General features: G+C 70.6%; 26 protein-coding genes. 11 read left to right on the forward strand and 15 right to left on the reverse strand.

The window, feature by feature from the left end; translation table 11 throughout:
• The first annotated feature begins 57 nt into the window (after positions 1-57).
• The 4 genes from OHA61_RS03310 (at position 58) to OHA61_RS03325 (ending at position 5097) form a co-directional block, all read left to right on the forward strand.
• The gene (locus OHA61_RS03310; RefSeq protein WP_406301600.1) at positions 58-2253 is read left to right on the forward strand and encodes an RICIN domain-containing protein; all 2196 of its coding nucleotides are present in this window, start codon (positions 58-60) and stop codon (positions 2251-2253) included.
• 255 nt (positions 2254-2508) lie between these two features.
• On the forward strand, positions 2509-2928 hold the full coding sequence (locus tag OHA61_RS03315) for a DUF485 domain-containing protein (protein ID WP_406301601.1): 420 nt from the start codon (positions 2509-2511) through the stop codon (positions 2926-2928).
• On the forward strand, positions 2925-4541 hold the full coding sequence (locus tag OHA61_RS03320; protein ID WP_406301602.1) for a cation acetate symporter: 1617 nt from the start codon (positions 2925-2927) through the stop codon (positions 4539-4541). The genes OHA61_RS03315 and OHA61_RS03320 overlap by 4 nt, the downstream gene beginning before the upstream one ends.
• A gap of 46 nt (positions 4542-4587) precedes the next feature.
• Positions 4588-5097 carry an SRPBCC family protein gene (locus OHA61_RS03325; RefSeq protein ID WP_406301603.1) on the forward strand — a complete coding sequence of 170 codons (510 nt, stop codon included), beginning with the start codon at positions 4588-4590 and terminating at the stop codon, positions 5095-5097.
• 21 nt (positions 5098-5118) lie between these two features.
• On the opposite strand, the gene OHA61_RS03330 is transcribed toward OHA61_RS03325, so the two are convergent.
• The 7 genes from OHA61_RS03330 to OHA61_RS03360 all read right to left on the reverse strand — a co-directional run bounded on the left by OHA61_RS03330 (position 5119) and on the right by OHA61_RS03360 (position 11546).
• Positions 5119-6033, reverse strand: a complete 915-nt coding sequence (locus OHA61_RS03330) for a LysR family transcriptional regulator (protein ID WP_361902800.1) — start codon at positions 6031-6033, stop codon at positions 5119-5121.
• 23 nt (positions 6034-6056) lie between these two features.
• On the reverse strand, positions 6057-7238 hold the full coding sequence (locus OHA61_RS03335) for a glycine C-acetyltransferase (protein ID WP_406301604.1): 1182 nt from the start codon (positions 7236-7238) through the stop codon (positions 6057-6059).
• Between the two features lie 86 nt (positions 7239-7324).
• Positions 7325-8353, reverse strand: coding sequence for an L-threonine 3-dehydrogenase (gene tdh, locus OHA61_RS03340; protein WP_406301605.1), 1029 nt, complete (start codon positions 8351-8353; stop codon positions 7325-7327).
• A 291-nt stretch (positions 8354-8644) separates the two neighbouring features.
• On the reverse strand, positions 8645-9151 hold the full coding sequence (locus OHA61_RS03345; protein WP_406301606.1) for a two-component system response regulator: 507 nt from the start codon (positions 9149-9151) through the stop codon (positions 8645-8647).
• A 238-nt stretch (positions 9152-9389) separates the two neighbouring features.
• Positions 9390-10343 carry a DUF6397 family protein gene (locus tag OHA61_RS03350; RefSeq protein WP_406301607.1) on the reverse strand — a complete coding sequence of 318 codons (954 nt, stop codon included), beginning with the start codon at positions 10341-10343 and terminating at the stop codon, positions 9390-9392.
• 108 nt (positions 10344-10451) lie between these two features.
• Positions 10452-10856, reverse strand: coding sequence for a roadblock/LC7 domain-containing protein (locus tag OHA61_RS03355; protein WP_142212421.1), 405 nt, complete (start codon positions 10854-10856; stop codon positions 10452-10454).
• Between the two features lie 84 nt (positions 10857-10940).
• Entirely contained in the window at positions 10941-11546 is a 606-nt protein-coding gene (locus OHA61_RS03360) for an ATP/GTP-binding protein (RefSeq protein ID WP_324978598.1), read from the reverse strand.
• 75 nt (positions 11547-11621) lie between these two features.
• Here OHA61_RS03360 and OHA61_RS03365 point away from each other — a divergent pair, with 75 nt between their 5' ends.
• Positions 11622-12188, forward strand: a complete 567-nt coding sequence (locus tag OHA61_RS03365; RefSeq protein ID WP_406301608.1) for a GNAT family N-acetyltransferase — start codon at positions 11622-11624, stop codon at positions 12186-12188.
• Here the strand turns inward: OHA61_RS03365 and OHA61_RS03370 are convergent.
• Genes OHA61_RS03370 through OHA61_RS03385 form a run of 4 tightly spaced genes read right to left on the reverse strand, consistent with a single transcriptional unit; the run spans position 12185 to position 16504 of the window.
• Entirely contained in the window at positions 12185-12643 is a 459-nt protein-coding gene (locus OHA61_RS03370; RefSeq protein ID WP_406301609.1) for a DUF742 domain-containing protein, read from the reverse strand. The two genes, OHA61_RS03365 and OHA61_RS03370, sit on opposite strands and share 4 nt — an antisense overlap.
• Positions 12644-12648: 5 nt before the next feature.
• Positions 12649-13071: a roadblock/LC7 domain-containing protein gene (locus tag OHA61_RS03375; protein WP_324978602.1), complete on the reverse strand. Its 423-nt coding sequence runs from the start codon at positions 13069-13071 to the stop codon at positions 12649-12651.
• Positions 13068-15560, reverse strand: coding sequence for a nitrate- and nitrite sensing domain-containing protein (locus tag OHA61_RS03380; protein WP_406301610.1), 2493 nt, complete (start codon positions 15558-15560; stop codon positions 13068-13070). Before OHA61_RS03380 ends, OHA61_RS03375 begins: the two co-directional genes overlap by 4 nt.
• A 47-nt stretch (positions 15561-15607) precedes the next feature.
• Positions 15608-16504, reverse strand: a complete 897-nt coding sequence (locus OHA61_RS03385) for an MHYT domain-containing protein (protein ID WP_406301611.1) — start codon at positions 16502-16504, stop codon at positions 15608-15610.
• 151 nt (positions 16505-16655) lie between these two features.
• Here OHA61_RS03385 and OHA61_RS03390 point away from each other — a divergent pair, with 151 nt between their 5' ends.
• Positions 16656-17255: a class I SAM-dependent methyltransferase gene (locus tag OHA61_RS03390; RefSeq protein ID WP_406301612.1), complete on the forward strand. Its 600-nt coding sequence runs from the start codon at positions 16656-16658 to the stop codon at positions 17253-17255.
• Here OHA61_RS03390 and OHA61_RS03395 read toward each other — a convergent pair.
• Positions 17204-18031 carry an alpha/beta fold hydrolase gene (locus OHA61_RS03395; RefSeq protein WP_406301613.1) on the reverse strand — a complete coding sequence of 276 codons (828 nt, stop codon included), beginning with the start codon at positions 18029-18031 and terminating at the stop codon, positions 17204-17206. The two genes, OHA61_RS03390 and OHA61_RS03395, sit on opposite strands and share 52 nt — an antisense overlap.
• 105 nt (positions 18032-18136) lie before the next feature.
• On the opposite strand from OHA61_RS03395, the gene OHA61_RS03400 reads away from it, so the two are divergent.
• The 3 genes from OHA61_RS03400 (at position 18137) to OHA61_RS03410 (ending at position 19996) form a co-directional block, all read left to right on the forward strand.
• Positions 18137-18661, forward strand: a complete 525-nt coding sequence (locus OHA61_RS03400; protein ID WP_406301614.1) for a PadR family transcriptional regulator — start codon at positions 18137-18139, stop codon at positions 18659-18661.
• 122 nt (positions 18662-18783) lie between these two features.
• On the forward strand, positions 18784-19080 hold the full coding sequence (locus OHA61_RS03405; protein ID WP_406301615.1) for a hypothetical protein: 297 nt from the start codon (positions 18784-18786) through the stop codon (positions 19078-19080).
• 115 nt (positions 19081-19195) lie between these two features.
• Positions 19196-19996: a hypothetical protein gene (locus OHA61_RS03410; RefSeq protein ID WP_406301616.1), complete on the forward strand. Its 801-nt coding sequence runs from the start codon at positions 19196-19198 to the stop codon at positions 19994-19996.
• 62 nt (positions 19997-20058) lie between these two features.
• Here OHA61_RS03410 and OHA61_RS03415 read toward each other — a convergent pair whose 3' ends face one another.
• The 3 genes from OHA61_RS03415 to OHA61_RS03425 form a co-directional block, all read right to left on the reverse strand.
• Positions 20059-20601: an MOSC domain-containing protein gene (locus OHA61_RS03415; protein WP_406301617.1), complete on the reverse strand. Its 543-nt coding sequence runs from the start codon at positions 20599-20601 to the stop codon at positions 20059-20061.
• Positions 20602-20669: 68 nt separating this feature from the next.
• Positions 20670-20852 carry a hypothetical protein gene (locus tag OHA61_RS03420; protein WP_328666360.1) on the reverse strand — a complete coding sequence of 61 codons (183 nt, stop codon included), beginning with the start codon at positions 20850-20852 and terminating at the stop codon, positions 20670-20672.
• 69 nt (positions 20853-20921) lie between these two features.
• Positions 20922-22004 carry a fatty acid desaturase family protein gene (locus OHA61_RS03425; protein WP_406301618.1) on the reverse strand — a complete coding sequence of 361 codons (1083 nt, stop codon included), beginning with the start codon at positions 22002-22004 and terminating at the stop codon, positions 20922-20924.
• Between the two features lie 263 nt (positions 22005-22267).
• Here OHA61_RS03425 and OHA61_RS03430 point away from each other — a divergent pair, with 263 nt between their 5' ends.
• Both OHA61_RS03430 and OHA61_RS03435 read left to right on the forward strand, forming a co-directional pair.
• Positions 22268-25165, forward strand: a complete 2898-nt coding sequence (locus OHA61_RS03430) for a DEAD/DEAH box helicase (protein WP_406301619.1) — start codon at positions 22268-22270, stop codon at positions 25163-25165.
• Positions 25162-26436, forward strand: a complete 1275-nt coding sequence (locus OHA61_RS03435; RefSeq protein WP_406301620.1) for an SWF or SNF family helicase — start codon at positions 25162-25164, stop codon at positions 26434-26436. Before OHA61_RS03430 ends, OHA61_RS03435 begins: the two co-directional genes overlap by 4 nt.
• Positions 26437-26438: the final 2 nt, after the last annotated feature.

The following is a 26438-nucleotide window of genomic DNA, read 5'->3' on the forward strand; positions in this document are numbered from 1 at the left end:
CGCACGCCCAGAGCGGGCCGCCACACTTTGCGACGCTCCCCGCGCACCACGTCACTTGTGGCAGGCATCGCCGTGCTGGCTTCGGCCGCTTCCGTCCTTCTCGCAGTCTCCACCTCCGAGGCGGCCACGCCCCGAGCGGCAATACCCCAGGCGGTCGCCGGTGCGGCCGCGCTGCCGACGAGTTGGGCCACCGTCGTGAACAGCGCAAGCGGCAAGTGTCTGGACGCGCGCTCGGCCGCGACCGCGAACGGCACCGCCGTCCAGCAGTACAGCTGCAACAACTCCACGGCCCAGCACTGGAGTTTCACCGCCACCAGCGGTGGCTTCCTACGGATCAACAACCGCAATGACGCCAACCAGGTGGCGGATGTGAGTGATGTGTCCACCGCAGACAACGCCGCCGTGCATCTGTGGACGTACGGCGGCGGCGCCAACCAGCAGTGGCAGGCGGTGGACGAGGGCGGCGGCGCTTATCACTTCGTCAACCGCAACAGCGGCAAGTGCCTGGACGTCCCCTCCGCGTCGACCGCGGACAGCGTTCAGCTGGTGCAGTACACCTGCAACGGGACGGCGGCCCAGCGCTTCCAGGTCGCACCCGTGAGCACCGCGCCCGGGGATGTCGATCTCGGTCCGAACGTGGTCGTCTTCGATCCGTCGATGTCGTCCTCGACCATCCAGAACCGGCTCGACTCGATCTTCCGGCAGCAGGAGACCAACCAGTTCGGCTCCCAGCGCTACGCAGTCATGTTCAAACCGGGCACCTACAGCAATGACGTGAACGTCGGCTTCTACACCCAGGTGCTCGGCCTGGGCCAGTCCCCGGACTCGGTGACGATCAACGGCGCGGTGCATGTCGAGGCCGACTGGTTCCCGCCGCAGAACGCCACCCAGAACTTCTGGCGCGGCGCCGAGAACCTCTCGGTGAACCCGTCCGGCGGCACGGACCGGTGGGCGGTGTCGCAGGCCGCTCCGTACCGGCGTATGCATGTGCGCGGCAACCTGGCGCTGGACGACGGCGGTTGGGCCAGCGGCGGCTTCATGGCCGACAGCAAGATCGACGGTCAGGTCCGCTCCGGTACGCAGCAGCAGTGGGTGACGCGTAACTCCCAGCTCGGCAGCTGGACCGGCTCCAACTGGAACATGGTCTTCGTCGGCAGCCAGGGCGTTCCGGCAACCAGCTTCCCCAGCCCGCCCTACACGACGGTGAACCAGACGCCCACGGTCCGCGAGAAGCCCTTCCTTTACGTGGACGGCGCAGGCGCCTACAGGGTGTTCGTGCCGTCCCTGCGCGCCAACTCCTCGGCCACGACCTGGGCGGGCGGCAGCGCCGCCGGAACCTCGCTGGGCATGGACCAGTTCTATGTCGTGAAGGCCGGAGCGAGCGCCGCGCAGATCAACGCCGCGCTTGCCGAGGGCAAGAACCTGCTGGTCACCCCGGGTGTCTACCACCTCAACCAGACCCTGCGGGTGACTCGTCCCGACACAGTCGTCCTCGGGCTCGGCCTGGCCACGTTCATCCCCGACAACGGCGTCACCGCGATGACGGTCGCGGACGTCGACGGCGTCAAGGTCGCCGGCATCCTCTTCGACGCCGGTACGACCAACTCGCAGACCCTGATGGAGGTCGGCCCGTCCGGCTCGTCCGCCTCCCACGCGGCCGACCCGACATCCCTGCACGATGTGTTCTTCCGCGTCGGCGGCGCCGCCGTGGGCAAGGCGACTACCAGCCTGGTGGTCAACAGCGACAACGTCATCGGCGACCACATGTGGATCTGGCGCGCCGACCACGGCACAGGCATCGGCTGGACCAGCAACACGGCGGACACCGGACTCGTGGTCAACGGTGACGACGTGACGATGTACGGGCTGTTCGTGGAGCACTACCAGAAGCATCAGACGATCTGGAACGGCAACGGCGGGCGGACGTACTTCTACCAGAACGAGATGCCGTACGACCCGCCCCATCAGGCGGCGTGGATGAACGGTTCGACCCAGGGCTATGCCGCGTACAAGGTCGGCAGTCAGGTGACCAGCCATGAGGCGTTCGGGCTCGGCAGCTACTGCTTCTTCAACGCCAATCCGTCCGTGACCGCGGAGCATGCCATCGAGGCTCCGAACAACCCGAACGTGCGGTTCCGCAGCATGGTGACCGTCTCGCTCGGCGGCACCGGGACCATCCGCCATGTCATCAATGACCGGGGCGGTCCGTCGAACTCGTCCACCAACGTGGCCAACCTGGTGAGCTACCCGTGAGGCGGCTCACGTCACGGCTCCTGATTCCGGCGTCCTGAGTCCTCTCCACCGGCCTGGCCCGGGCACCCGCTCCGCGGATGCCCGGGCCTCCTGTCTGTGGTTCAAGGGGCCCCGTTCTCAGGTCACGAACAGGCAACTGACCGACTGGACAGTTCATGCAACAATGCACCGGCTGCCGCTACCCATGAGTAACGTAGCCGCTCCGCCAGCCTGCCCTGCCCCTGCCCCCGCACAGGCACACGAGGAACAAACGCGATGTCGCACTACCCTCCACCGCGCTCCTATCCCGAGTTTCCCGAGTACCCCCAGCAGCCGCGAAACCCGCTCCACTACTGGCAGGAGCCCGCTCCCCCGGCCACGCCGCGGCAGCCGTCCGACCCCCACCGCGACGTGCGCGCCCTGAGCTCCGCCTACCGACGGCTGCGCCGGGTGGCGACCCTGACGGCCCTCGGCTACTTCGTGCTGTTTCTCCTCCTGTCCGCGTACGCGCCGGACCTGATGACGAGCAAGATCACCGGCGGTCTCAACATCGCCCTCCTGCTCGGCCTGATCCAGCTCCCGGTGTCCCTCATAGCCGTCGCCGCGTACGAGAGGTCCGCGCGCCGCCGGGTCGATCCGCTGGCCTATGCCGTACGTCTCCAGGCCGCACCGACCACCCAGGGAGCACGCCGATGAGCGGATTCGGCTCCGAAGCCCAGACCATGTCGTTCGTCGCCTTCATCGCGGTGACCACGGTGACCCTGCTGCTGTGCGTGATGACCGGGCCCGACCGCGACGACCTGGACGAGTTCTACACCGGCTTCCGCTCGCTGTCCCCCATGCAGAGCGGCCTCGCCATCGCCGGCGACTACATCTCCGCCTCCAGCGTGCTCGGCACCATCGGCGTCATCTCGCTGCTCGGCCAGGACGGTCTCGTACTCGCTCTCAGTACGGTGCTCTCGCTGGTGCTGCTGATGTTCCTGCTGGCCGAACCACTGCGGAACGCGGGCCGGTTCACCATGGGCGACGTCCTCACCCGCCGCGAGCCCAGTTCCGCCGTACGCATCACCGCCTGCATCGTGTCGCTCATCGCCCTGTTTCCGCTGCTGATCTTCCAGCTCGCGGGCGCAGGCGATCTGCTGGCCTTCGTCCTCGGCATCGACGCCGCGGGATTCAAGACCGGCTCCATCGTGCTGCTCGGTCTGCTGATGATCATCTACGCGGCCATCGGCGGCATGAAGGGCACCGCCTTCATCCAGATCGTGAAGACGGTGGTGCTGCTCGCCGCGGCCCTTGCCATCGCCTCGCTCATCCTGAACCGCTTCGACTTCAGCATCCCCTCGCTGCTGGACGCGGCGGCACGCGGGAGCGGTGTGGGTGACGCGTACCTGGCGCCCGGGCTCCAGTTCGGCGGCGACGGCCTGGACATGATCAGCGCCCAGCTGACCGTCGTCCTGGGCGCGGCCTGCCTTCCGCACATCACGATGCGTATGTTCAGCTCCCGCAGCGCGTCCGCCGCGCGGCGCTCCATGTCCTGGGCAGTGTCGACGGTTGTCGTCATGTGTGTGCTGAGCGCCGTCATCGGCTTCGGCGCCGCGGCGATCGTGGGCCATGAGCAGATCGCCCTCGCCGATCCGCAGGGCAAGACCTCGATCCTGCTGGTCAGCCAGGCGATCATGGGCTCGGAGGTGTCCACCTTCGAGACGCTGCTGTTCACGGCCATGGCCACCGCGATCTTCCTGACCCTGCTGGCCTCGGTCGCCGGCATCACGCTCGCCTGTGCCAACACCCTCGCCCACGACCTCATCACGCACGGTCTGGGCCGCAAGCGGGCCCAGCGCGACCGGACCGAGATGATGGTGGCCCGGGGCACGGCGGCCGCCGTCGGTCTCTCCGCCATCTTCCTGGCGGCGGCCTCCCGGCATGTGAACCTGCAGGCGATGGTCACCCTGTCCTTCTGCCTGGGCGCCTCCGCGGTCGCGCCCGCGCTGATCTACAGCCTCTTCTGGCGCCAGTACAACCGGACGGGGCTGCTGAGCACGCTGATCGGCGGCACGCTGAGCGTGCTGATCCTCATCACCGGGACCAATCTCGTCTCGGGTTCCCCCAGGGCGATCTTCCCCGACGCCGACTTCACCTGGTTCCCGTACACCACCACCGGCCTGCTCTCCGTCCCCGTCGGATTCCTCGCCGGCTGGCTCGGCACCGTCCTCAGCCGTCGCAGCGCCGGAGCTCCGCTTCGGCACAGCGACGAGTACGACGATGTCGACGCTTCCATCCTGGCCGACGCGGTACAGCCGCGGGGATGATCAGCGACGGCGCTGTCCGCCCGAACTCACGATCGGAGTCGTACCCATGGCACGAACCTTCTCTGTGTCGGACAGCGTCGTCATCGACGCCAACCCCTCGACGATCTACGCGCAGATCAGCAACCCGGCCCTGATGGGTCGCTGGAGTCCGGAGAACCGGGGAGCGAGGGTACGCGGCGGCGCTCAAGAGGCGTACGTGGGCATGGTCTTCGACGGCGACAACAAGCGCGGGCCGCTGCGCTGGACCACACGGTGCACGGTGATCGCGGCGGATCCCGGTGAGCGGTTCGCCTTCCGGGTACGCGCCATAGGCCGGCGCAGGCCCGTGCTGCCCGGCCGGATCGCGACCTGGGAGTACCGCTTCGAGGCCGTCGACGGGGGGACCCGGGTGACCGAGACCTGGACGGATGACCGTCGGGGCTGGCCGGATGCCGTGGCCAACGCCTTCGACCGGATGGCGACCCGGGGGCACACGTTCGCCGACTTCCAGCGCCGCAATATCCGCAGCACGCTGGACAACCTGAAGAAGGCGATGGAGGCGACGCCGGCCGGCTGACCGGCCGGTCCGGGGGCCCGCTCAGTCGGAGGAGAGTCCGGCCGCCGACTTGGCCAGCGCGTCGAGCACAGGGCGGATCAGCGGGTGGGACTCCGCGCCCCGGCGCACGGCGGCGAAGACCCGCCGGGTCGCGGCCGGGCCCGCCACGGGCCGTACGACAACGTCCGTGAGTTCCATCCCGCGCAGCGCAGAGCGCGGCACCAGTGCCACTCCCGCCGCCGCTCCCGCGAGGGCGACCACTGCGCGGAAGTCGTCCGAGGAGTGCATGAGGCGGGGCTGGAACCCGGCGAGTTCGCAGGCGAGCAGCACCATGTCGTGACACGGGTTGCCGGGGTAGGGGCCGATCCAGTCACTGTCGGCGAGCTCGGCCAGCTCGACGCGTTCACCCGCGCCGAGGGGATGTCCCGCGTGCAGTACGGCGTCGAACGGCTCGGCGTACAGCGGCACCCTCGACAGCCTGCGATCGTCCTCGCGGGGCGCCCCCCGGTACTCGACCGCCACCGCCAGATCCGCCTCGCCGTCGAGCACCAGCGGAAGGCTCTCGTCGCCCTCGGCGTCCCGTACGCGCACCCGGATGTCCGGATGGCCGGCGGCGAGGTGCACGATCGCCGGGGCGACGACCTCGGCGATGCCGGTGGCGAAGGCGGCGACCGTGACCTCGCCGGCTACGCCGCCCGCGTAGGACGCGAGTTCCGCCTCGGCGCGCTCCAGCTGGGCGAGCACGGTGTGGGTGTGGGCCAGCAGGATCTCCCCCGCGGCCGTCAGCCGCACCCCCTTGCCGCTGCGGATCAGCAAGGCGTGGCCGGTCTCCTGCTCCAGCGCGTTCAGCTGCTGGGAGACGGCCGAGGGGGTGAGGTACAGCGCGGCGGCCGCGGCGGTCACCGTACGGTGGTCCGCCACGGCACGCAGGATGCGCAGCCGCCGGGGGTCGATCACCCGGTCCATCTTGCCAGGTGAAATCAGCCCTTCAGCGCCTCGCGCGCGTCGATGAACGCGGCGACGGCCCGCTCCACGTCCTCGGTGGAGTGCGCGGCGGAGAGCTGGACCCGGATCCTCGCCTGGCCCATCGGGACGACAGGGTAGGAGAAGCCGATCACGTACACCCCGCGCTCCAGCAGGAGTTCGGCCATCCGGCCGGCCTCGGCGGCGTCGCCGATCATGACGGGGGCGATGGCGTGGTCGCCGGGAAGGATCTCGAAGCCCGCCTCGGTCATCTTCGTACGGAAGAGCGCGGTGTTCGCGTTCAGCCTCTCGCGCAGGTCACCGGCGGACTCCAGCAGGTCCAGGACCTTGAGGGAGGCGGCGGCGATCACGGGGGCGAGGGAGTTGGAGAAGAGATACGGGCGCGAGCGCTGGCGCAGAAGCTCGACGATCTCGGCGCGGGCCGCGACATAGCCGCCGGACGCGCCGCCGAGCGCCTTGCCGAGGGTGCCGGTGATGATGTCGACGCGGTCCATCACGCCGTGCAGCTCAGGGGTGCCGCGGCCGCCGGGGCCGACGAAGCCGACGGCGTGCGAGTCGTCGACCATGACCATCGCGTCATAACGGTCGGCGAGGTCGCAGATCTCGGCGAGGGGGGCGACATAGCCGTCCATGGAGAAGACGCCGTCGGTGACGATGAGACGGCGGCGGGCGTCCTGGGTCTCCTTGAGCTGCTGCTCCAGGTCGGCGAGATCGCGGTTGGCGTAGCGGTGGCGGCGGGCCTTGGACAGGCGGATGCCGTCGATGATGCTGGCGTGGTTCAGCGCGTCGGAGATCACCGCGTCCTCGGGGCCGAGGAGCGTCTCGAAGACGCCGCCGTTGGCATCGAAGCAGGAGGAGTAGAGGATCGTGTCCTCCTGGCCGAGGAACGCGGAAAGGCGCGCCTCGAGCTCCTTGTGGACGTCCTGGGTGCCGCAGATGAAGCGGACGGAGGCCATTCCGTAGCCCCAGCGGTCCAGCGCCTCCTTGGCGGCGGTGACGACCTCGGGGTGGTCGGCGAGGCCGAGGTAGTTGTTGGCGCAGAAGTTGAGGACCTCGCCCGAGGCGACGGAGACGGAGGCGCTCTGCGGGGTGCCGATGACCCGCTCGGGCTTGTAGAGACCGGCGGCGCGAATCTCCTCGAGGGTGGTGCGAAGGTCGTCGCGGACGGACGCGTACATGATGGGGCTCCTTACGAAGGCTGCGGAGGCTCGGAAGGGACGAGGGGGCAGGGCACGCGAGCCCGGCAGGATCGGCCGGACAGGACCTAGACGGTCCAGTCGAGGATGATCTTGCCGCTGCGGGCGGTGGCGGCCTCGTCGAAGGCGGCGTCGAAGTCCTGGTACCCGTAGCTGCCGGTGATCACGGGGCTGAGGTCGAGTCCGCCTTCGAGCAGAACGGTCATCGCGTACCAGGTCTCGAACATCTCGCGGCCGTAGATGCCCTTGATGGTGATCATCGAGGTGACGATCTTCGACCAGTCGACCGCGAACTCCTGCGCGGGCAGTCCCAGCATGGCGATACGGCCGCCATGGGTCATGTTGTCGACCATGTCGCGCATCGCCTCGGGACGACCGGACATCTCCAGGCCGATGTCGAAGCCCTCCTTGAGGCCGAGCTGCCGCTGCGCCTCGGCGATGTCGTGCTGGGCGACGTTCAGGGCGAGGGTGGCGCCTGCCTTCCGGGCGATCGCGAGGCGGGACTCGCTGACATCGGTGATCACCACGTTGCGTGCGCCCGCGTGCCGGGCGACGGCTGCGGCCATGATGCCGATCGGGCCCGCGCCGGTGATCAGTACGTCCTCGCCGACCAGCGGGAAGGAGAGCGCGGTGTGCACGGCGTTCCCGAACGGGTCGAAGATCGCGGCGATGTCCAGGTCCACCTCCGTGCGGTGCACCCACACGTTGGACGCGGGGAGCGCGACGTACTCGGCGAACGCGCCGTCCCTGCCGACGCCGAGTCCGACGGTGCTGCGGCACAGGTGGCGGCGCCCGGCGAGACAGTTGCGGCACTTGCCGCAGACCAGATGGCCCTCGCCGCTGACCACATCGCCCACCGCGATGTCCTCGACGTCCGCGCCGACCGCCGCGACCTCGCCGACGAACTCGTGGCCGAGTACCCGCGGTGTGCTGACGGCCTGCTGGGCCCAGCCGTCCCAGGATCTGATGTGCAGATCGGTGCCGCAGATGCCGGTGCGCAGCACCTTGATCAGCACATCGCCCGGGCCGGTCTCCGGCTCCGGCACGTCCATGAGCCACAGGCCGGGCTCGGCATGCTGCTTGACAAGTGCCTTCATCGGGGCGGCTCCAGGCATGGTGACGGGATCGGGGTGGACCTGGACCAATCTGCCCAGCCGTGACTTCTGAGTCCATCGAGGATTTCTTAAGCGGGCCAACAGCCCAGCTTCACGTTGTACGGCGAACGGGGACCGCGCAGTGCAAGGCTTCGCCGAACTCCGGCCCGGACCACTCGATCAGGTGCGTGCCCGGTCGCGCCGCATGCGGGAGCCATCACCGAATGCCCTCGGTCCCGGTCCTGCCCGGCGCGGTCCCGCGGTCCAGTCCTGCCCGTCGGTCGGGCGCGGCGGTCAGTCGGTGCCCTGGATGCTCCGGGCACGGCCTTTCGTGCCGCCGCTCTGGTGCGGAAGGCGTGACTCCAGGAGGTCGGGCAGGCCGGCCGCGGAGCCGTCGGCCCGGCGACCGGTCAGGGCGCCGAGCTGCGCGCGCAGGCTCTGGTTCTCCGTGTACAGATCGGCGAGCGCCCTGACTTTCGTACGCACCACCCAGGGGTCCACCGGCTTGACCAGGAAGTCGGAGACGCCGAGGTCATACGCACGGGCGGCCAGGTCGTCGTCCCTGCCGAGGCCGGTCATCAGCACCACGGGCAGATTGCGGGTGTGGTCCAGTCGCTTGAGATAGGCGAGCACCTCCAGGCCGTCCATCTGCGGCATCACCACATCGAGGATCACCACGGCTATCCCGCCGCGCAGCACGGTCTTCAGTGCTTCGTCCCCGCTGTGTGCCCGTACCACCGGACGCCCCACGGGGCGTAACAGGCTCTCTATCGCGAAGAGGTTGTCCTCGCGGTCGTCCACCACCAGGATTTTCAAGGCACAACCCGCGTCTCCATTTGTGCCTCCCTCGGCAGTCGGCCACATCAGCGTATGCCGCGCGATACGGCTGGAGCAGCCCCGTCCTTGTCCTCCGGCTCCCGCGGGGCTTCGGGCGTAGAGGCAGTATGAAGCCTCGCGCGGCTTCGAGCACCAGGCGGTAACGCGCCCCCTTCGTCCGGAAACGCGAACCGACCAGTCCGTAACTCCATCTGTCGCACCATCAGCCCCGCCCGTCCCGCCCCACCTGCGCCGTATCGCGTCGCTCCTTCCGCAGGCGCAGCCGCGCGAGCAGTCCCCGCCCGTGCGGACTGCGGCCACTGTGGTGCGCCACCGGCACCGGCCGGGAGCGGACGGAGACCTCGCGACGCACCGGCCGCGCTTCGTCCCTCGCGCCCGGCCGTGGCGCCGGACGCAGTTCGCGCGCCTCTCGCAAGGCATGGGCCAGGCTCACCCGGTGCCAGAGGATCTCGTCGGGGTGGTCAGCCAGGAGCAGCCGCCCGACCACCTCCCTCGCTGCCGGTGTGTCCGGGAGGCCCGGGACGAGTTCGGGCCGGAGCACGCGCAGATGTGAGCGTTCGTAGGGGTCGGTCACCACCTCGGCCACCGTCGCCGAATCGAGCACCGAGGCGATCGCCGCCGCCTGCTGCCAGGGGTCCTCGGTCACGCGCAGGAGCAGTCCCAACCGCCTGCTCCGCCAGTTGCGAGCGCGCCGGTCCTCACCGGCGTCGAGCAGGGCCCGCAGCGTCGGCGGGGTCCTGCCGCTGAGGAGTGCGGGGTGGGCGAGGGCGAACTCGCGCAGTTCTTCGGCCAGATAGAGCCAGACGACCGCGCGGTAGCGATTGAGATAGAACCGGACCGGCGTGAAATGGCCCGTGCGGGCGAGCCGGGTAAAACGCGCGGGGCTGATCGAGACGAGCTCCGCCCCCTCCATCGTGCCCACGGTCCGCACCCGCTCCCGCAGGGCGTCCGGGAATCCATCGGCCGCGCGCAGCCGGTCGACCTCCTGCCGGTCGATCCTGGGCGGGCCGCCGCTCGCGCCCGGCGTGGCGCGGACATGGCCCAGCCGGACCGCGAGGTCCAGCTCTCCCCGCTTGAGGCCCAGCTCCTGCGCGGCTCGCCCCAGCGCCAGACTGCGCACGGCCCCGCCGGACGTCGCTGCTTCCTTCACCGTCATGCCGGTCTCCCCGTGAGGTGTGAATACTCTCGGTGACGACCGTAGCCGGACACAGTCGCATCGCGCCGGGCCTGTGGATAACCCCGCAGCGATCCGAATTCCCCCAGGTCAGAGGGAGGTTCCGCCCGGCTGTCTGGCCTCGACTCCCAGATGCTCACCGACCCGGTTCACCATCAGCGTCATCTCGTACGCCACCTGACCGACGTCGGCCTCGGCCGCGCTCAGTACGCACAGGCAGCTTCCCTCGCCGGCCGCCGTGACGAAGAGCAGCGCTTCATCGAACTCGACCATGGTCTGGCGCGCCTTGCCCGCCCGGAAGTGACGTCCGGACCCGCGGGCGAGGGAGTGCAGGCCGGAGGAGACCGCGGCGAGATGTTCAGCGTCCTCCCGGGCAAGTCCCGTGCTCGCGCCCGTCACCAGACCGTCATTGGACAGCACCAAAGCGTGCCGTATGTGCTCGATTCTCTTCGTCAGGTCGTCCAGCAGCCAGTCAAGTCCCTTGTCCAGCGCCATGGTCGGTCCTCCCCGCTCATACGTTCCCCGTGGCCTCGCGTTGCCGTAAGCCTTTCGTACACACGACGACTCGGCAAGGTGCGCCTAGCCGACCGAATCGAGCAGCCGGGCGGTGTGCATTCGACCGGCATATTCGACCAGGCGTACGAGCACCTCTTTTCCGGAGTCACGGTCTCTCGCGTCGCACAGCACCACCGGTGTCCCCCGTTCGAGATCGAGGGCGCGCGAGACTTCGTGCGCCCCGTAGGTACGGGCCCCGGCGAAACAGTTGACCGCGACGACGAAGGGAATCCTGCGGTGCTCGAAGTAGTCGACAGCGGGAAAGCAGTCCACCAGGCGCCGGGTGTCGGCGAGGACCACCGCTCCCAGGGCACCCTGCGAAAGCTCGTCCCACAGGAACCAGAAGCGGTCCTGGCCGGGGGTCCCGAAGAGATAGAGGGACAGGCCCGAGCGGATCGTGATGCGTCCGAAGTCCATGGCGACGGTCGTCGTGGACTTCTGGTCGACTCCACCGGTGTCGTCGACCGTACTGCCCGCCTGACTGAGCTGTTCCTCAGTACGCAGGGGCCGGATTTCACTGACCGCGCCGACCAGCGTGGTCTTGCCGACGCCGAATCCGCCGGCGACGAGGATTTTCAGCGCGAGGGCGGTGGTGTCGCCACCGGTGCTGTGAGAGCTCTCGGAAGCCATCGGTAACTTCTCTCGGGAGTGATACGGGAGTGATATTCGCTGGCGGGTGGTGCGGGATGTGCCGAGGATCGGGGCATGCCCTACTTCCTGGAGACCGGCCGTCTGGCGCTTCGCGCTCTCGGCGAGGCCGATGTGGACCACCTGCTCGACCTCGACAACGACCCCGAGGTCATGCGTTTCATCAACGGAGGCCGGCCGACCACGCGGGAGGCGGTGCTGGCCGAGTCGCTGCCGCGCTATCTCCATCACTGTCCGTGCCTCGGCAATCGGGGCTTCTGGGCGGCAGAAGAGCGGTCCACCAATGAATTTCTGGGCTGGTTCGAACTGAAGCCGCTGGACGCCCACAGCGCTGCGGAGGCCGAACTCGGATACCGCCTGAACCGAGCCGCTTGGGGCCGCGGCTATGCGACGGAGGGCGCGGTCGCGCTGGTTCGCAAGGGGTTCACGGAACTCGGCGTGGAGCGGGTGACCGCGAACACCATGACGGTCAACGCCCGTTCGCGGCGGGTGATGGAAAAGGCGGGTCTGAGCTATGTCCGGACCTTCTTCGAGGAGTGGCCGGAGCCCATCGAAGGCTCCGAGCTCGGCGATGTCGAATACGCCCTGACCAGGGCCGACTGGGAACGCAGTAGCGGAGGCTAGAGAGCCCTCAGCCCCTCGATCACCTCCCTGAGGATCTTCTCGTCGGGCAGTTGAGCCGGTGGTACGGGACGGCTGACCCGCACGAATCCCGCTTCGAGCAGATCTCCGAGAAGGACCCGTACGACGCCGACCGGCAGATCGGCGTCGGCGGCGAGTTCCGCGACGGACTGGGTCTCGCAGCGGCACAGGGTGAGCAGCGCCCGGTGTTCGGGGCCGAGAAGGGACTCCTCGGCCGGGCCGGGCGCGTCGGCCTCGATGTCGACGAGCGCGATGAGGTCGAACCGCACATTGCTGGGGCCCGGTTTGGTCCGCCCGCCCGTCATCGCGTACGGACGCACGAGCGGCCCGGCGTCGTCGTCGTACCACTGGCCGGCGGCGCTGTCGGCCGTCCCCTGCGCACCGGGTCTGCCCGGTGCACCGGCCGCACCCGTCGCGTCGCCTCTGGCCTCTGTCATGGCACTCACGTCGCGGTGATCCGCGGCGGGGTCCGAAGATGTTCGCCGACACGTTTGACCAGGCGGGCCATCTCGTAGGCGATCAGGCCGATGTCGGCGACGACCAAGGTGAGGACGGCGAGGCAGGACCCGTCACCCGCGGCCGCCACGAAGAGGAAGCCGTCGTCCATTTCGACCATCGTCTGGCGCACGCCCCCGGCGTGGAAGTGACGCCCCGCCCCCTTGGCGAGGCTGTGGAATCCGGAGGCGACGGCCGCCAGATGCTCGGCGTCCTCTCGGGTCAGGGCGGTCGACGCGCCGACCGGCAGGCCGTCGTTGGACAGCACGACCGCATGGCGGACTTCACGGACGCGCAGGACAAGGTCGTCCAGCAGCCAGTCGAGGTCTCCGGTGGTGGGGCGGGCTACGGCCGACTCGTACTCGGTCATGCTCTGTCTCCTTCGCTGCCTCGGGCTGCCGTGCCGGGTGCGGCACCGCCGCCCCGGGTCCAGCCGTTGCGGTACGCCGTCATGCGGTCCCGTACCTGTTCGGGGGTGCGTTCCGTGGTGTCCTCGGTGCTTGCCCCGTTCCCCTCCGGCTCGTCGGCCCTGGGCTCTTCGCGCAGCTGCGGGACGAGGTGCGCCTGGCGGGTCCGGCGCGGGAGTTCGCCGTCGTCGGACTGCTGCGGGGCCGCACGCAGGCGCAGGGCGGTGACGCCGGGCGGCGGGGTCGGGATCTCGGTCCGGGGGGCGAGTGCGGGACGGGGGGCCGGCGGCGGGACGGGGGCGCTGTCCGTACGCGGTCGACGCCCGGGCCGCGCGGCCGGGGCGTCGTCGTCCCGCTCCGGGTCACGGCGGGAGCCGAGTGGGGCGGACAGCGCGCTCTGCAGCAGCGCGGTGGGCAGCAGCACGACGGCCGTCGTACCGCCGTACGGCGAGGGGCGCAGATGGACCCTGATCTCGCGGCGCGACGCGAGCCGGCTGACGACGAAGTGGCCCAGCCGGTCGCTGTCGAAGAGATCGAGGGCTTCGGACTCCTCCAGTCTGCGGTTGCCTTCGGCGAGCGCTTCTTTGCCCATGCCCAGGCCGCGGTCCTCGATCTCCAGGACGTAGCCGTTGCCCACGGGCTCGCCGCTGACGCGAACCTTGGTGTGAGGCGGGGAGAACTGGGCCGCGTTCTCGACCAGTTCGGCCAGCAGATGCGTCACGTCCGCGACGGCGGCGCCGACGACGGCGGTCTCCGGGAGCTGGCGTACCTCCACGCGCGCGTAGTCCTCGATTTCCGAGACGGCGGCCCGAACGACGCTGGTCAGCGAGACGGGCATGCGCCAGGCACGTCCGGGCGCCGAGCCGGACAGAATGATCAGGCTTTCGGCGTGCCGCCGCATACGGGTGGTGAGGTGGTCGAGCCGGAACAGGTCGCCGAGCTCGTTCGGGTCGTCGGCGCGGCGCTCCATGGTGTCCAGCAGGGTGAGCTGGCGGTGGACCAGGATCTGGCTGCGGCGGGCGAGGTTGACGAAGACTCCGGAGATGCTTCCGGCGAGTTCGGCGCGTTCGACGGCGGCGCTCAGGGCGGCGCGGTGGACGGTTCCGAGCGCCTCGCCGACCTGGCCGATCTCGTCCTCGGCGGGCTGTCCCGGCGGTGCCTCGGCCTGGATGTCGATCTCCCCGCCGGTCCGCAGCCTGCGCATGGCCTGCGGCAGCCGGTGCCGGGCGATCTTGAGTGCGCTGTTGCGGAGGCTGATCAGTTCGACGACGAGGCCGCGGCCGATGCGTACGGAGATGACCAGCGAGGCGGCGACAGCGGCGAGTCCGAGGAGCACGGCAGCGCCGGCCGGGGTCAGCAGGCCGCGCGCGACGGGATCGGCCCGGTCGGCGGCGCTGCTGCGGGCGCCGTCCTCGATGGCGCGCATACCGTCGCCGACGGCGGCGCGGGCCTTGTCCCAGACGTCGGCCGGGACGATCTGGGCGGCCTGGCGGCCGGCGGGGGCTACAAGGAGCTTGTCCTCGGCCGCTTCCAGCTGCCGGTAGGAACTCTGTGCGGCGAGATCTCGCCAGGCGGCGCCCTCGGGGCCGCGCAGATCGGCCACGGTCGATTCGGTGAGGCTCCTACGGGTCGAAACGGCACCGGTGAACAGCCGCAGGCGCTCCGCGGCAAGGGACTTGCTGAGCTGGGCCGAGCCCAGCAGCGCGTCCTCCCGCGCGAGCATTTCGCCCGCCCGGGCGAACTCCAACAGGACACGGGCATCGGATCCGGGCCTCGCGTCCTGGATGCCGGTGAGTGCTCCGGTGACGTCGAAGGCGGAGCTGACGGCCGCGGTGTACTGCTCGTAGGTGGCGTCCCAGGTGGCCTTGCGGCCGAGTACGGCGCTGCGCAGTGTACGCAGCCTGTCGGCGCGCGCGACGAACCTCTCGAGCCGTCCCGCCGCTCTGGCCGGGACGCCGCCGCCCGCCGCGACGGTCGTCGTGTCGTCGATACGCAGCCTGCGTACGGCGTCGTCGGTGCGCCGGGCCTCCTGCTGGAGTGCGGCGGCACGCTCGTCGGAGGGGGCTGCGATCTGCCGTACGGCCGCGCGCCGTTCGGCCTGCAGAGCGGCGACGGCGGCGGTGACCGGTTCGCGGACCTGGGTGTCGACCAGCTGCAACTGGCGCAGCCGCGAGACCTCCTGGGCGGTGCTGACCGTGGCAAGTCCCCACAGGGCCAGCAGCGACACGACGGGCACCATCAGCAGGGAGATGATCTTCGCGCGCACGGTTCTGGGCCGCGGGAGCCGTCCTCCGCGGGCGACTCGCGGGGGCACGGGTACGTCCTGCGGCTCCTGTCCCGTGTGTTCGACCGCGGGCGGCCCTGCGTGCGCCCGTCGTCCGCGGGCGGCCGACGCCGGTGGCAGCGGGGGCGGCGGCGGGCCGTCGCCCGGGATCCTCGGGGGTGTGCGCATGGCCTCCTCGTTCCGGTTACGGGTCTGGGGTGCGGCAGGCGGGCCGGCTATGCGGTCGCGGTGGTGGTGTTCACGGCCCCGGGCACGGCGGAACCCGAGCCCGCCCCGGAGCCGGCCCCGAACCCGGAACCCGAGCCGGACCCGGTGGCGGACCGGGCGGCCTCGCCGTCATCGGCCTGCGCGGCTCCGGTCGGCCGCTCGGCCGAGGTGTAGGCGGCGCGCTCGCGGGCCGTCGGTGAGAGTGCGACGAACGCCGAGGTGACGAAGAGGTACGACCCGAGGCCGACGGCGAGGGGGAAGATGAACTGCATCGCCGTGGCCCCGGGCAGTTCGCCGCCGGATGGCACGACCCGCACGCCGACCGCGAGCATTCCGGTGTAGTGCATGCTGCTGACCGCCGCACCCATGACGAACGAGGCGACAGCGACGGCGACCGGGGACTTGATGTTGAGCGCCGCCCACAGGGCCGCGGTCGCGGCGACCACGGCGATGACCACGGAGAGCACGACGAGCAGCGGGTCGTAGTGCACGGAGCCGTGCAGCCGCAGGGCCGCCATGCCGAGATAGTGCATGCTGGCCACGCCGAGCCCGGTGGTGAGCCCGCCGACCAGCAGCGCGCGGACCCGGTCATGGCCGAAGCCGACGCAGAACACTCCGGCGCCGACGACGACCATCGCGACGACCAGGCTGAGGATGGTCAGCGGCACGTTGTAGCGGATGTCGGTGCCGCGCACGGCGAAGCCGAGCATGGCTACGAAGTGCATCGTCCAGATGCCGGTGCCGATCGACGACGCTGCGGTGATCAGCCAGTTGCGGCGGGAGCGGCCGCTCGCGTCGAGCGCGCGCACGGTGCAGCGCAGCCCGAGGGCGGCGCCGATGACGGCCATCGCGTACGACAGCACGGGGGTCAGCAGGCCGAAGGCTGCGTGGTCCAGGTGTCCCATGGCTCAGGGACGCTAGACCCGTGGGGGGCGTGCGCTGGGGGCGCATTTCGAAAGCTGATGGAATATGACAGAGAGACGTTTCAGAACGATCGTGCCGCGCTCGAACGTGCGCACCGAACGGTCGTCCGAGGCTGTGGGGGATCATGTCCTCATGGCCGACGACCACACGCATGTGCAGGAATTCTTCGGCGCCCGCGCCGCGGACTGGGACGCTCGCTTCCCCGACGACGGCCCGGCCTACGCCGCCGCCGTCGCCGAGCTCGGCCTGCGCCCCGGCGACGCCGTGCTCGACGCGGGCTGTGGGACGGGGCGCGCCCTGCCGCCCCTGCGCTCCGCCGTGGGACCGCGGGGGACGGTGATCGGTGCGGACCTGACGCCCGCGATGCTGGACGCGGCCCTGCGGGCCGGGCGCGGGAGCAGCGGGCAGCTGCTGCTCGCCGATGTCACCCGGCTGCCGCTGCGCACCGAGTCCCTTGACGCGGTGTTCGCCGCGGGCCTGATCGCCCATCTGCCTCAACCGGAACTGAATCTACGGGAGTTGGCGCGGGTGGTCCGGCCGGGCGGAAGGCTGGCGCTCTTCCATCCCATCGGCCGCGCGGCCCTCGCCGCCCGCCAGGGCAGGCAGATCACCGAGGGCGATCTGCGCGCCGAGCCCAATCTCCGTCCCCTGCTGGCCGGTTCGGGCTGGCGGATGATCTCCTATGTCGACGAGGACGCCCGCTTCCTCGCCCTGGCGGTCCGCCGGGACTGACCCGCCACGACACGCGAGGACCGAGCCGCCGCGACAGCCCGTACGAAAGCGGCAGGGTTGTCGAACATGACGTTGTGACCGGCGTCCGGGACGGTCACGACCTGCACACCCGAGGCCGTCAGCGTCTCACTCCCGGCGAGTTCACCACTCCTCTCGCCCTGCAGATAGGTGCGCTCGGCGGTCAGTTCCGTCAGCATCCGGCGCATCGTGGGCCGCGTGCCGCGGAACAGACCCGCCGCGCTGCGGTGCAGGGCGAGCGGGTCCGCCAGGCGCATGGTCGCCGCCCAGGCAGGGCCGACCCGCTCCAGCACGCGCGCGAAGCCGCCGCCGTCGACGAACTCCTCCTCGCTGTAGGTGGCGATCCCGCTGCTTCCGGCCTTCGGCGGCGGGGCGGGGTCGAGGTTGGCCTCCGTGACGACCAACCGTGACACCAGCTCCGGCCGGCGGTACGCCAGCACGATGGCGACCGATCCGCCCATGCTGTGCCCGACGATCTCGGCGTCGCGGACCTCGGCCGTGTCGAGCACGGCGGCGAGCGCGGCCGCATGGTCCTCCAGCGAGTAGCCGAAGTCGGCGGGCCGGTCGCTGAGTCCATGACCAGGCAGGTCGACGAAGAGCGAGCGGCGTCCGGCCAGTTCGGGGCTTGCCGCGATATGCGCGTGGTACGCCGCCGAGGCCGCGCCGAGCCCGTGTACGTACACCCTCGGCGGACCGTCCCCAGCCGCTTCCGTCCAGCGAATGAGGCTGCCCCTCGAGTCGAATCCGGCCTGTCGCACGGTCGCTCTCCCCTGCTTGTCGAAGTCCGTACTTCGCTCGCACCATACATCGGCACCGATGTATTGCGACAGCGATGTACACCGCTGATGCGGCAGAATGCGGGCATGCTCGAGCTCGCGATCCTCGGATTTCTCCATGACGCCCCGCTGCACGGCTACGAACTGCGCAAACGCATCACCGCTCTGACCGGGCACGTGCGGCCCGTCGCCGAGAGCACCCTGTACCCAGCGATCAAGCGGCTCGAAAAAGCAGGCCTGCTGGCACGCGAGACACAGCCGGGGTCGGGCGCCGCGCCCCGGCATGTCCTCAGCCTCACGGCCGAGGGGCGGCGCGAACTGCTGCGCCGTCTCGCGGAGCCCCCCCAGGGCGACATCACCGACGAGAACCGGTGGTTCACCCTCCTCGCCTTCCTGCGGCACCTCGAGGACGCGGAGGCACAGACGGTCGTACTGCGGCGGCGGCTGGCCTTCCTGGAGGAGCCCGCCAGCTTCTTCTACGAGGGCGATCGGCCGCTGCGGGCCGAGGAGTTGGACGACCCCTTCCGCCGCGGCATCCTCACCATCGCACGCGCCACCAGCGAGGCGGAGCTGAAGTGGCTGCGCACCACGATCCGCGCCCTCGTCAGCTAGAACGCCGTTCCTCTCTCCGATAGAACGCCGTTCCTCTCTCCGACGCCCCAGTTCCAACTCCGCACAAGGATGCGAAACTTGGAAGATCGGCGGCAGCCGCCGCCCTGGGGAAGGTGGTCCGGGTGTTCGACAGACTCCGCAGGCTCCGCAAGTTCCTCGCGTACCGCCCCGAGGAGGCGCCGGGAGCCCGGCCCCCGGCGCGGCAGCACAACATCTTCGAGGCCGCGGCCGTCTATGTGTCGGGATGCGCGGAGGACGATCAGGACCAGATGGACGAGGCGGTGACCTGGGTGTCCCCCGAGGCGCTGTCCTTCGGGGTCAGCGAGTTGGCCTGCCGGGCGGTCATCGCCCTCGCCCGCGAGCGGGACGAGTCGCCGCAGACGGTGGCCCGCAGCCTGCTGGGCCTGCCCGCCGCGTGAGGCAGGCCGGGGCCGCTCACGAACGGGCGGGACCACTTTCCGTACGCCAACCCTCGACGGCCGGGTTACCCACTGGTTAAGGTGCGCCGACGAACGATCGGATGGGGAGGGTGACGTGGCCGGGACGGACGACGCCGTCGACGAGGACGCGCTGTATGTGCTGACCGCGCTGCTTCTGACGCCTGCGCAGTACCCGAGCGTGCTCGGCGACGACTTCCCCGCCGCGTGCGCGGCGCTGGGCCTCGAGCCGTACGCCCAGGGGTACGGGCTGGTGCTGGGCCAGGACTCCGGTGGCGCCCGGTGGACGGTCGTGGTCGACGACGTCTCGCTCGTCGCCGTCGCGATCGCTTCCTGGGACTGCGGCATGGAGTACGACCTGTCCCCCGGCGAGCGCTCGGTGGTCTCGGCGCTGCCCGGCTGGCCGCTGGCCGTCGCGGTCGCCGCGCCCGGCGTGCCCGAGCCGCACGATCCGGAGCCCGAGGAGGGCGATCCGGCGCCACTGACACCGCCCGACGCCGAAGTGTGGGGGCCTGCTCAGCGCCGGCTGGGGGCGGACGAGATCGCGCTCCAGTGGACGGAGTGGCGCGAGCAGATCGGCGATGCGGACATGTCGCCGCCGGACACGTCCGAGGACGCGCCGAAGGAGCGGCACGAGGGCGTGCAGCGGGCGCTGAAAGAGGCCCACGGCTATGTGGAGTCCGCGCCGCCGGTCGGGCGGGTCCGCTCCAGCTTCGCGCCCGGCGGGGCGCGCACGCTGCGCGCCGACGGGCCCGGCTGGTCCATGGTCGCCAGAACCGACGACATGGCCTTCGTCCTGCTGGACGAGGAGCCGCGCGAGGTGATTCCGGTGGGGCGCGGGGCCAGGCTGCCCGAGCTGCTGGAGGCACTCGACAAGATGGCCGTACGCCCGGCCTGAGGATCGGCGGGAGCGCGGACGCACAGCAGGTTACGGGGAGGAACCGGTATGCCGGACAGGGCCTAGACCCGTTCGAGCGGCGTGTGCGGCCCGTCCGGCAGCTCGACGGCTATCGGATCGCCGGGCCTGACGACTCCGCCGGTCCTGACGATGCTCATGATTCCGGCCCTGCGCACGATGTTGCCCTCGTCGTCCCTGCCGACGACCTGCTTGAGCAGGCCGTCCTGGAAGGCGTCGATCTGCAGGCACGGGTTGCGCAGTCCGGTGATCTCCACTTCCGCTTCCTCGCCCAGTCGCAGCACGGTGCCGGTGGGCAGCGCGAGCAGGTCGATTCCGGTTGTGGTGATGTTCTCGCCGAGATCGCCCGGGGCGACCTCGAAACCGGCCTGAGCGACCTCGATGAAGAGCTCCTCATGGATGAGGTGGACCTGGCGGAGATTCGGCTGGGTCGGGTCCTGCGCGATCCGGGAGCGGTGCTTGACCGTCACCCCCGCGTGCACGTCGCCCTCCACGCCGAGTCCGGCGAGCAGCGTGATGCTCTCGCGGTTCGGCTTCGTGAAGGAGTACGCCCCATTGCTGCTGACCGTCGTGACTGTGGCGCCCATCGCGCGGAGTCCCCTCTCCCGTGCCGGTGATCGTCTTCGACCCTACCGGCACGGTCGAGAAGCCCGGGTCAGCGGCCGATCTCCTTGCGGGAGGCCCGGCGCAGCCTGCGGCGCTGGCTGGGGTCGAGCATGAAATACGCCACCGCGGGGACTCCGATCACTACGAGCAGCGACAGCCAGAATCCGATCAACGGCATCAGGAGCAGGCCTACGGCCACTCCCCCTATGACGAGCTTTGTACGTGTCGACATCTCGACGCCTCCATTCGCGGCCTTGGCCGCTCCTGCTGTGAGAACGTGCGCGCACGTCCCACGGTTCCACTATGCGTCGGCGCGCAGCGGTTCGCCGACCTCGTGCAAATGGGTCAGTGCCTGCCGGTACGACTCGATGAGCCCGGTTTCGGTGTAGCTGACACCGAGCGAGCGGCAGTGGGCGCGCACCAGCGGCTGGGCCAGCCTCAGGTGCGGGCGCGGCATGCTCGGGAAGAGATGGTGCTCGATCTGATAGTTGAGCCCGCCCAGGAACCAGTCGGTGACCGGGTTGCCTCGGATGTTCCTGGAGGTCAGGACCTGGCGGCGCAGATGGCCCCAGCGCTCGCCGCTCCCCTCGTCGGGCACTTCCATGCCCTTGTGGTTGGGCGCGAAGGCCAGGCCCAGGTGAAGGCCGAGCAGCATCTGATGCAGCAGCGCGAAGACCACGGCGTGGCCGAGCGGCATGGTGGTGAGGAGCAGGGTGGCGTACGCGGTGACGTGGGCGAGGAGCAGCAGGCCCTCGACGGCGCGCTCACTCCCGGACTGGCGGGCGCCCGCCTCCTTGGAGAAGACGGCCCGGAATCCGTAGATCTTCAGGGCGATTCCTTCGAGGGTGGTCAGCGGGAAGAACAGCCAGGCCTGGTGGCGGGTGAGCCAGCCGAGGAACCCGGCGCGACCCCTGGCCTGCTGCTGCGTGAAGACCAGGACGTCGGCGGCGACGTCCGGGTCCTTGTCCATGTGATTGGGATTGGCGTGGTGGCGGTTGTGCTTGTCGTTCCACCATTCCTGGCTCATGCCGAGCAGCAGATTGGCGTGGACGAGCTGGATGATCCGGCTCATGCCGCGATCGCCGGATATCTGTGCGTGTCCCGCGTCGTGGCCGAAGAAGCCGGTACGGGAGGACAGGACGGCGAGCGGCACCGCGAGCAGCAGGACCCACCAGGATCCGCCGATGAGCGCCATACCGGTGATCACGGCGACGAGACCGAGCAGATTCAGGGTGATGCCGCGGGCGTACCAGCCGGTGCGTCGCTCCAGCAGGCCGGCCTCCTTGACGGTCCGCAGGAGTGGCGCGAATTCGCTCCCGCCACCCCGCCGCGCTCCCTCGACAGGGGCAGGCGGCGGCGCGAGGGTGGCGGTGGCTTGGGGCATGTGCGGTCTCCGGTCGGTAGGCCGTGAGCTGATGCGCTTCGTGGCTGACCTGACCAAACGTACGGTCCCGGGAGACTTCGCGACGATGAGGTCACCACCCGGACCGGCCTGGGGCCAGCCCCTGACCTGGGGTGGGGCTGACTGCACCCCGACGGGTCGACGTGAGTTGTGTCACGGCCCAACCCCCTCCGCCCGGAGGCGGCGTGGAGTACCCTCGGCGGCTCCGGTCCGCAGTAGTCAAATTTGAGGAATGCGTCATCGCTGTGCACAAGCCCGTTGCGGCAACGCCCTCCCCGGTCACCGAACCACGACGTGCCCTCTGTGATCTCACCGAACTCGTCCGCTGCTCCACGGTCTTCGTGCCCGGGGACCCGGCCCGCACCGGACGCGTCGCCTTCTTCCGCCCCGCCGTCGACACCCCTCTCGACGTCGGCGAACTCCCCACCACGCCGGGCACTGTCGAGCCGCTGACCGTGGTCGGTGACGACCTCCGCCCGCGGTCCGTACGGGCGTTGCTGCTGCCCGTACGAGAGGCACTGCCGGTCCTGACCAGGGCGCGGGCCGACGCGGACGCCTCCGCGGCGGCCGCCTTCTGGGGTGCGGCGACGATCCTCGCGCTGCAACTCGCCGCGCGCGGGCTGCTGTTGCCCGGGCTGACGGCTACCGACCACGACGCGTGGCGGGTCGGGCCGCTGAGCCCGAAGGATCTTGAGCGGGTGCGTACGCTCGCGGCTTCGATGCCGCCCTCCGCGCACGCCGTGCCGCTCGATGCCGCGGCCGATCCCCTGCTGCTGCCCGAACCCGAGCGCCTGCTGCGCGCGTTCCTCGACGCGGTCGCCGACGGACTGCCGCGCACCCCCGCGGCCCCGATCGCCGCCGGTGGCCCGGCCTTCGCCGCGCACAAGCCGCAGCGGCTGCCCGACCTGCGTACCTGGGCGGCGGATGTCGCCGCCGGCCATGACGCCGGCGTACGGCTCTCCCTGCGTATCGAACTGCCGGGCCTGGAAGAGGCCGGGGGCGAAGGACCGTCCTTCCGTGCCGTCCTGCAGATGCACAGCGTCAGCGACCCGGCGCTCGTCGCGGATGCCGCCGAGGTGTGGGCGGGCTCCGGCGGGGCCTTCGGGCCGCGCGCCCGCATGGATGCCCTGCTGGCGCTGCGCCGCGCCGCCCGCGCCTGGCCACCGCTCACGCCGCTGCTCCATGCCGCCGTGCCGGACGCGATCGAGCTCGCCGACGAGGAGGTCACCGAGCTGCTGGGCGAGGCGGCCAAGGCGCTGGCGACTACCGGCGTCCAGGTGCACTGGCCCAAGGAGATGGCGCGCAAGCTGACCGCGCGGGCCGTGATCGGCCCGGCCGACGACGAGGATTCCGACGGCCCGGGGAGGGACGAGTCGGGGCTGCCTTCCTTCCTGTCCGCCGACGCCGTGCTCGCTTTCAACTGGTGGTTCGCGCTGGGCGATCAGCGGATCACCCGCGCCGAGCTCGACCAACTGGCCGAAGCCGGCCGCCCCGTCGTACGACTTCGTGACCAATGGGTGCTCATCGACCCGGAGGAGGCCAGGCGCGCCCGCGAGAGCCGGGACCGCAAGCTGACTCCCGTCGACGCGCTCGGCGCCGTCTTGACCGGATCCACCGAGGTCGACGGCCGCCGCGTCGATGTCCAGGCCTCGGGGTGGCTGGAGCGACTGCGCGGCCGGCTCGCCGACCCCGAGGGCACAGGGCAGGAGATCGACCAGCCCGAGGCGCTGGCGGCGACGCTGCGGGACTACCAGCTGCGCGGGCTCAACTGGCTGAACCGGATGACATCACTCGGACTCGGCGCCTGTCTCGCCGACGACATGGGCCTGGGCAAGACCATCACGCTCATCGCACTCCATCTGCACCGCCAGAACGACGCATCGGCCGCCGGCCCCACCCTGGTCGTCTGCCCGACGTCTCTGATGGGCAACTGGCAGCGGGAGATCCAGAGGTTCGCACCCGGCACTCCCGTACGCCGCTTCCACGGCTCCACGCGCGCTCTCGACTCCCTCGCCGACGGCGAGTTCGTCCTCACGACCTACGGCACGATGCGGCTGGACGCCGCGAAGCTGGGCCAGGTCGCCTGGGGCATGGTCGTCGCCGACGAGGCGCAGCACGTCAAGAACCCGTACTCCACAACCGCCGGACAGCTGCGCACCATCGGGGCGAAGGCGCGTGTCGCGCTCAGCGGCACGCCCGTGGAGAACAACCTCTCCGAGCTGTGGGCGATCCTCGACTGGACCACACCCGGGCTGCTCGGCCGGCTCGGCACCTTCCGTAGGCGCTACGCCCAAGTCGTGGAGGGCGGCAACGATCCGGCCGCGGCCCGCCGACTGGCGGCGCTGGTCAGGCCGTTCCTGCTGCGCAGACGCAAGTCCGACCCGGGCATCGCACCCGAGCTGCCGCCCAAGACCGAGACCGACCGCGCGGTGTCGCTCACCAAGGAGCAGACCGGTCTGTACGAGGCGGTGGTGCGGGAGACGCTCGCCGCGATCTCGGAGGCGGGCGGTATGGAGCGGCGCGGTCTGGTGGTGAAACTGCTCACCGCGCTCAAGCAGATCTGCAACCACCCGGCGCAGTACCTGAAGGAGGAGCGACCACGCATCCCGGACCGTTCGGGAAAGCTGGAGCTGCTCGACGAACTGCTGGACACGATCCTGGCCGAGGACGCGAGCGTGCTGGTCTTCACGCAGTACGTGCAGATGGCGCGGCTGCTCGAACAGCATCTGGCGGCACGCGGTCTGCGCACCCAGTTCCTGCACGGCGGCACGCCGATCGCCGAACGTGAGGCGATGGTCAGTCGCTTCCAGGACGGTGAAGTCCCGGTCTTCCTGCTGTCGTTGAAGGCGGCGGGCACCGGGCTGAATCTCACCCGGGCCGAGCATGTCGTGCACTACGACCGCTGGTGGAACCCGGCGGTCGAGGCGCAGGCAACCGACCGCGCGTACCGCATCGGCCAGGACCGTCCCGTCCAGGTCCATCGCCTGATCGCCGAGGGAACCATCGAGGACCGGATCGCGGACATGCTGGCGCGCAAACGGGAACTGGCGGACGCGGTACTCGGCTCGGGCGAGGGGGCGCTGACGGAACTTAGCGACGCCGAGCTGGCGGATCTGGTGGAACTGCGAGGGAGCGGACGATGAGCGGGACCGACGAGAGCGAGCGGACCTTCGCGGCGCTGCCGCCGGCGCATAACCGTGGCTTCGCCACGAGCTGGTGGGGTCAGGCCTGGCTGAAGGCGTTGGAGGACACGGCCCTTGACGGCGCACAGCTGAAGAAGGGCCGCAGGACCGCGCGCGAGGGTGCGGTCGGGGCGGTGTCGGTGCGTCCCGGGCGGATCACCGCCGTCGTACGGGACCACGACGGGACCGCGCAGCGCAGCGATGTGCTGCTGCAGGAGCTGACCGGGGCCGAGTGGGACGGCTTCCTGGACATGGCGGTGGAGCGCGCGGGTCATATCGCGGCGCTGCTGGACCGGGAGATGCCTCCGCATCTGGTGGAGGACGCGTCGGCGGCCGGGGTGGAACTCCTGCCGGGGATCGGTGATCTGGAGCCCGAGTGCACCTGCGGAGCCTGGGACCACTGCCCGCACACGGCGGCCCTGTGCTACCAGATGGCGCGGCTGCTCGACCAGGATCCGTTCGTGCTGCTGCTGATGCGGGGGCGCGGGGAGCGCCGTCTGCTCGACGAGTTGCAGATGGCGCCGGAGCAGGAGGCTGTGCGGCGACCGGCAGGGGTGCGGGCCGACGAGGCGTTCGCGGCGCGGGACATCGTGCCTGCGCTGCCCGCTCCCCCTCCGCTGCCGGAGGAACCCGGGCTGCCGCCCGCCCTGGACACCGAGACCCCTCCGGGGCCGGGCCTGGACGTCGCGGCGCTGGAGTTCCTGGCGGCGGACGCGGCGGCGCGGGCGCACCGGATGCTCACGGACGCGCTGTCGGGCCGCGGTGGTGCGGGGCTTCAACAGCACCCCGTCGAGCCTGAGTTGACTCCTGGCCAGGATGCGGTGCGGCTGGCGGCCGGCGCACCCGGACCGGTGGTCGCAGGTCGCCTGGCCGCGGGCACGGACCGGCAGCGCGCAGAGCTGGAACTGGCCGTGCGTGCCTGGCACTTCGGCGGCGCCTGCGCGCTCGCGGTGCTCGAGGAGGAGTGGACACCGCAGCCCGATGCGCTCGCCCGGGCGCGGACGGCGCTCGACGAGGCATGGGAGGGGGCCGACCGCCCGCAGCTGCGGGGAACGGGGGCGGGCCGCTGGACGGTGGTGGGCGCCGATGCGCAGCTGCGCCTGGGGCGGGACGGCGGCTGGTGGCCCTACCGCAAGGAGCGGGGCCGCTGGGCTCCGGCGGGATCGGCGGACCATGATCCGGCGGCGGCGCTGGCGATGCTCTCCAACGAGGGCGAGGGCGACGCGGCCTGAGT

The organism is Streptomyces sp. NBC_00885, assembly GCF_045207475.1.
Classification (GTDB): domain Bacteria; phylum Actinomycetota; class Actinomycetes; order Streptomycetales; family Streptomycetaceae; genus Streptomyces.

Excerpts from the sequence above, each read along its gene's own strand:
- OHA61_RS03315 (WP_406301601.1), top strand. The coding sequence starts at position 2,509 with ATGTCGCACTACCCTCCACCGCGCTCCTATCCCGAGTTTCCCGAGTAC.
- OHA61_RS03320 (WP_406301602.1), top strand. The coding sequence starts at position 2,925 with ATGAGCGGATTCGGCTCCGAAGCCCAGACCATGTCGTTCGTCGCCTTC.
- OHA61_RS03325 (WP_406301603.1), top strand. The coding sequence starts at position 4,588 with ATGGCACGAACCTTCTCTGTGTCGGACAGCGTCGTCATCGACGCCAAC.
- OHA61_RS03335 (WP_406301604.1), bottom strand. The coding sequence starts at position 7,238 with ATGTACGCGTCCGTCCGCGACGACCTTCGCACCACCCTCGAGGAGATT.
- tdh (WP_406301605.1), bottom strand. The coding sequence starts at position 8,353 with ATGAAGGCACTTGTCAAGCAGCATGCCGAGCCCGGCCTGTGGCTCATG.
- OHA61_RS03350 (WP_406301607.1), bottom strand. The coding sequence starts at position 10,343 with ATGACGGTGAAGGAAGCAGCGACGTCCGGCGGGGCCGTGCGCAGTCTG.
- OHA61_RS03355 (WP_142212421.1), bottom strand. The coding sequence starts at position 10,856 with ATGGCGCTGGACAAGGGACTTGACTGGCTGCTGGACGACCTGACGAAG.
- OHA61_RS03360 (WP_324978598.1), bottom strand. The coding sequence starts at position 11,546 with ATGGCTTCCGAGAGCTCTCACAGCACCGGTGGCGACACCACCGCCCTC.
- OHA61_RS03365 (WP_406301608.1), top strand. The coding sequence starts at position 11,622 with ATGCCCTACTTCCTGGAGACCGGCCGTCTGGCGCTTCGCGCTCTCGGC.
- OHA61_RS03370 (WP_406301609.1), bottom strand. The coding sequence starts at position 12,643 with ATGACAGAGGCCAGAGGCGACGCGACGGGTGCGGCCGGTGCACCGGGC.
- OHA61_RS03375 (WP_324978602.1), bottom strand. The coding sequence starts at position 13,071 with ATGACCGAGTACGAGTCGGCCGTAGCCCGCCCCACCACCGGAGACCTC.
- OHA61_RS03380 (WP_406301610.1), bottom strand. The coding sequence starts at position 15,560 with ATGCGCACACCCCCGAGGATCCCGGGCGACGGCCCGCCGCCGCCCCCG.
- OHA61_RS03385 (WP_406301611.1), bottom strand. The coding sequence starts at position 16,504 with ATGGGACACCTGGACCACGCAGCCTTCGGCCTGCTGACCCCCGTGCTG.
- OHA61_RS03390 (WP_406301612.1), top strand. The coding sequence starts at position 16,656 with ATGGCCGACGACCACACGCATGTGCAGGAATTCTTCGGCGCCCGCGCC.
- OHA61_RS03400 (WP_406301614.1), top strand. The coding sequence starts at position 18,137 with ATGCTCGAGCTCGCGATCCTCGGATTTCTCCATGACGCCCCGCTGCAC.
- OHA61_RS03415 (WP_406301617.1), bottom strand. The coding sequence starts at position 20,601 with ATGGGCGCCACAGTCACGACGGTCAGCAGCAATGGGGCGTACTCCTTC.
- OHA61_RS03420 (WP_328666360.1), bottom strand. The coding sequence starts at position 20,852 with ATGTCGACACGTACAAAGCTCGTCATAGGGGGAGTGGCCGTAGGCCTG.
- OHA61_RS03425 (WP_406301618.1), bottom strand. The coding sequence starts at position 22,004 with ATGCCCCAAGCCACCGCCACCCTCGCGCCGCCGCCTGCCCCTGTCGAG.
- OHA61_RS03435 (WP_406301620.1), top strand. The coding sequence starts at position 25,162 with ATGAGCGGGACCGACGAGAGCGAGCGGACCTTCGCGGCGCTGCCGCCG.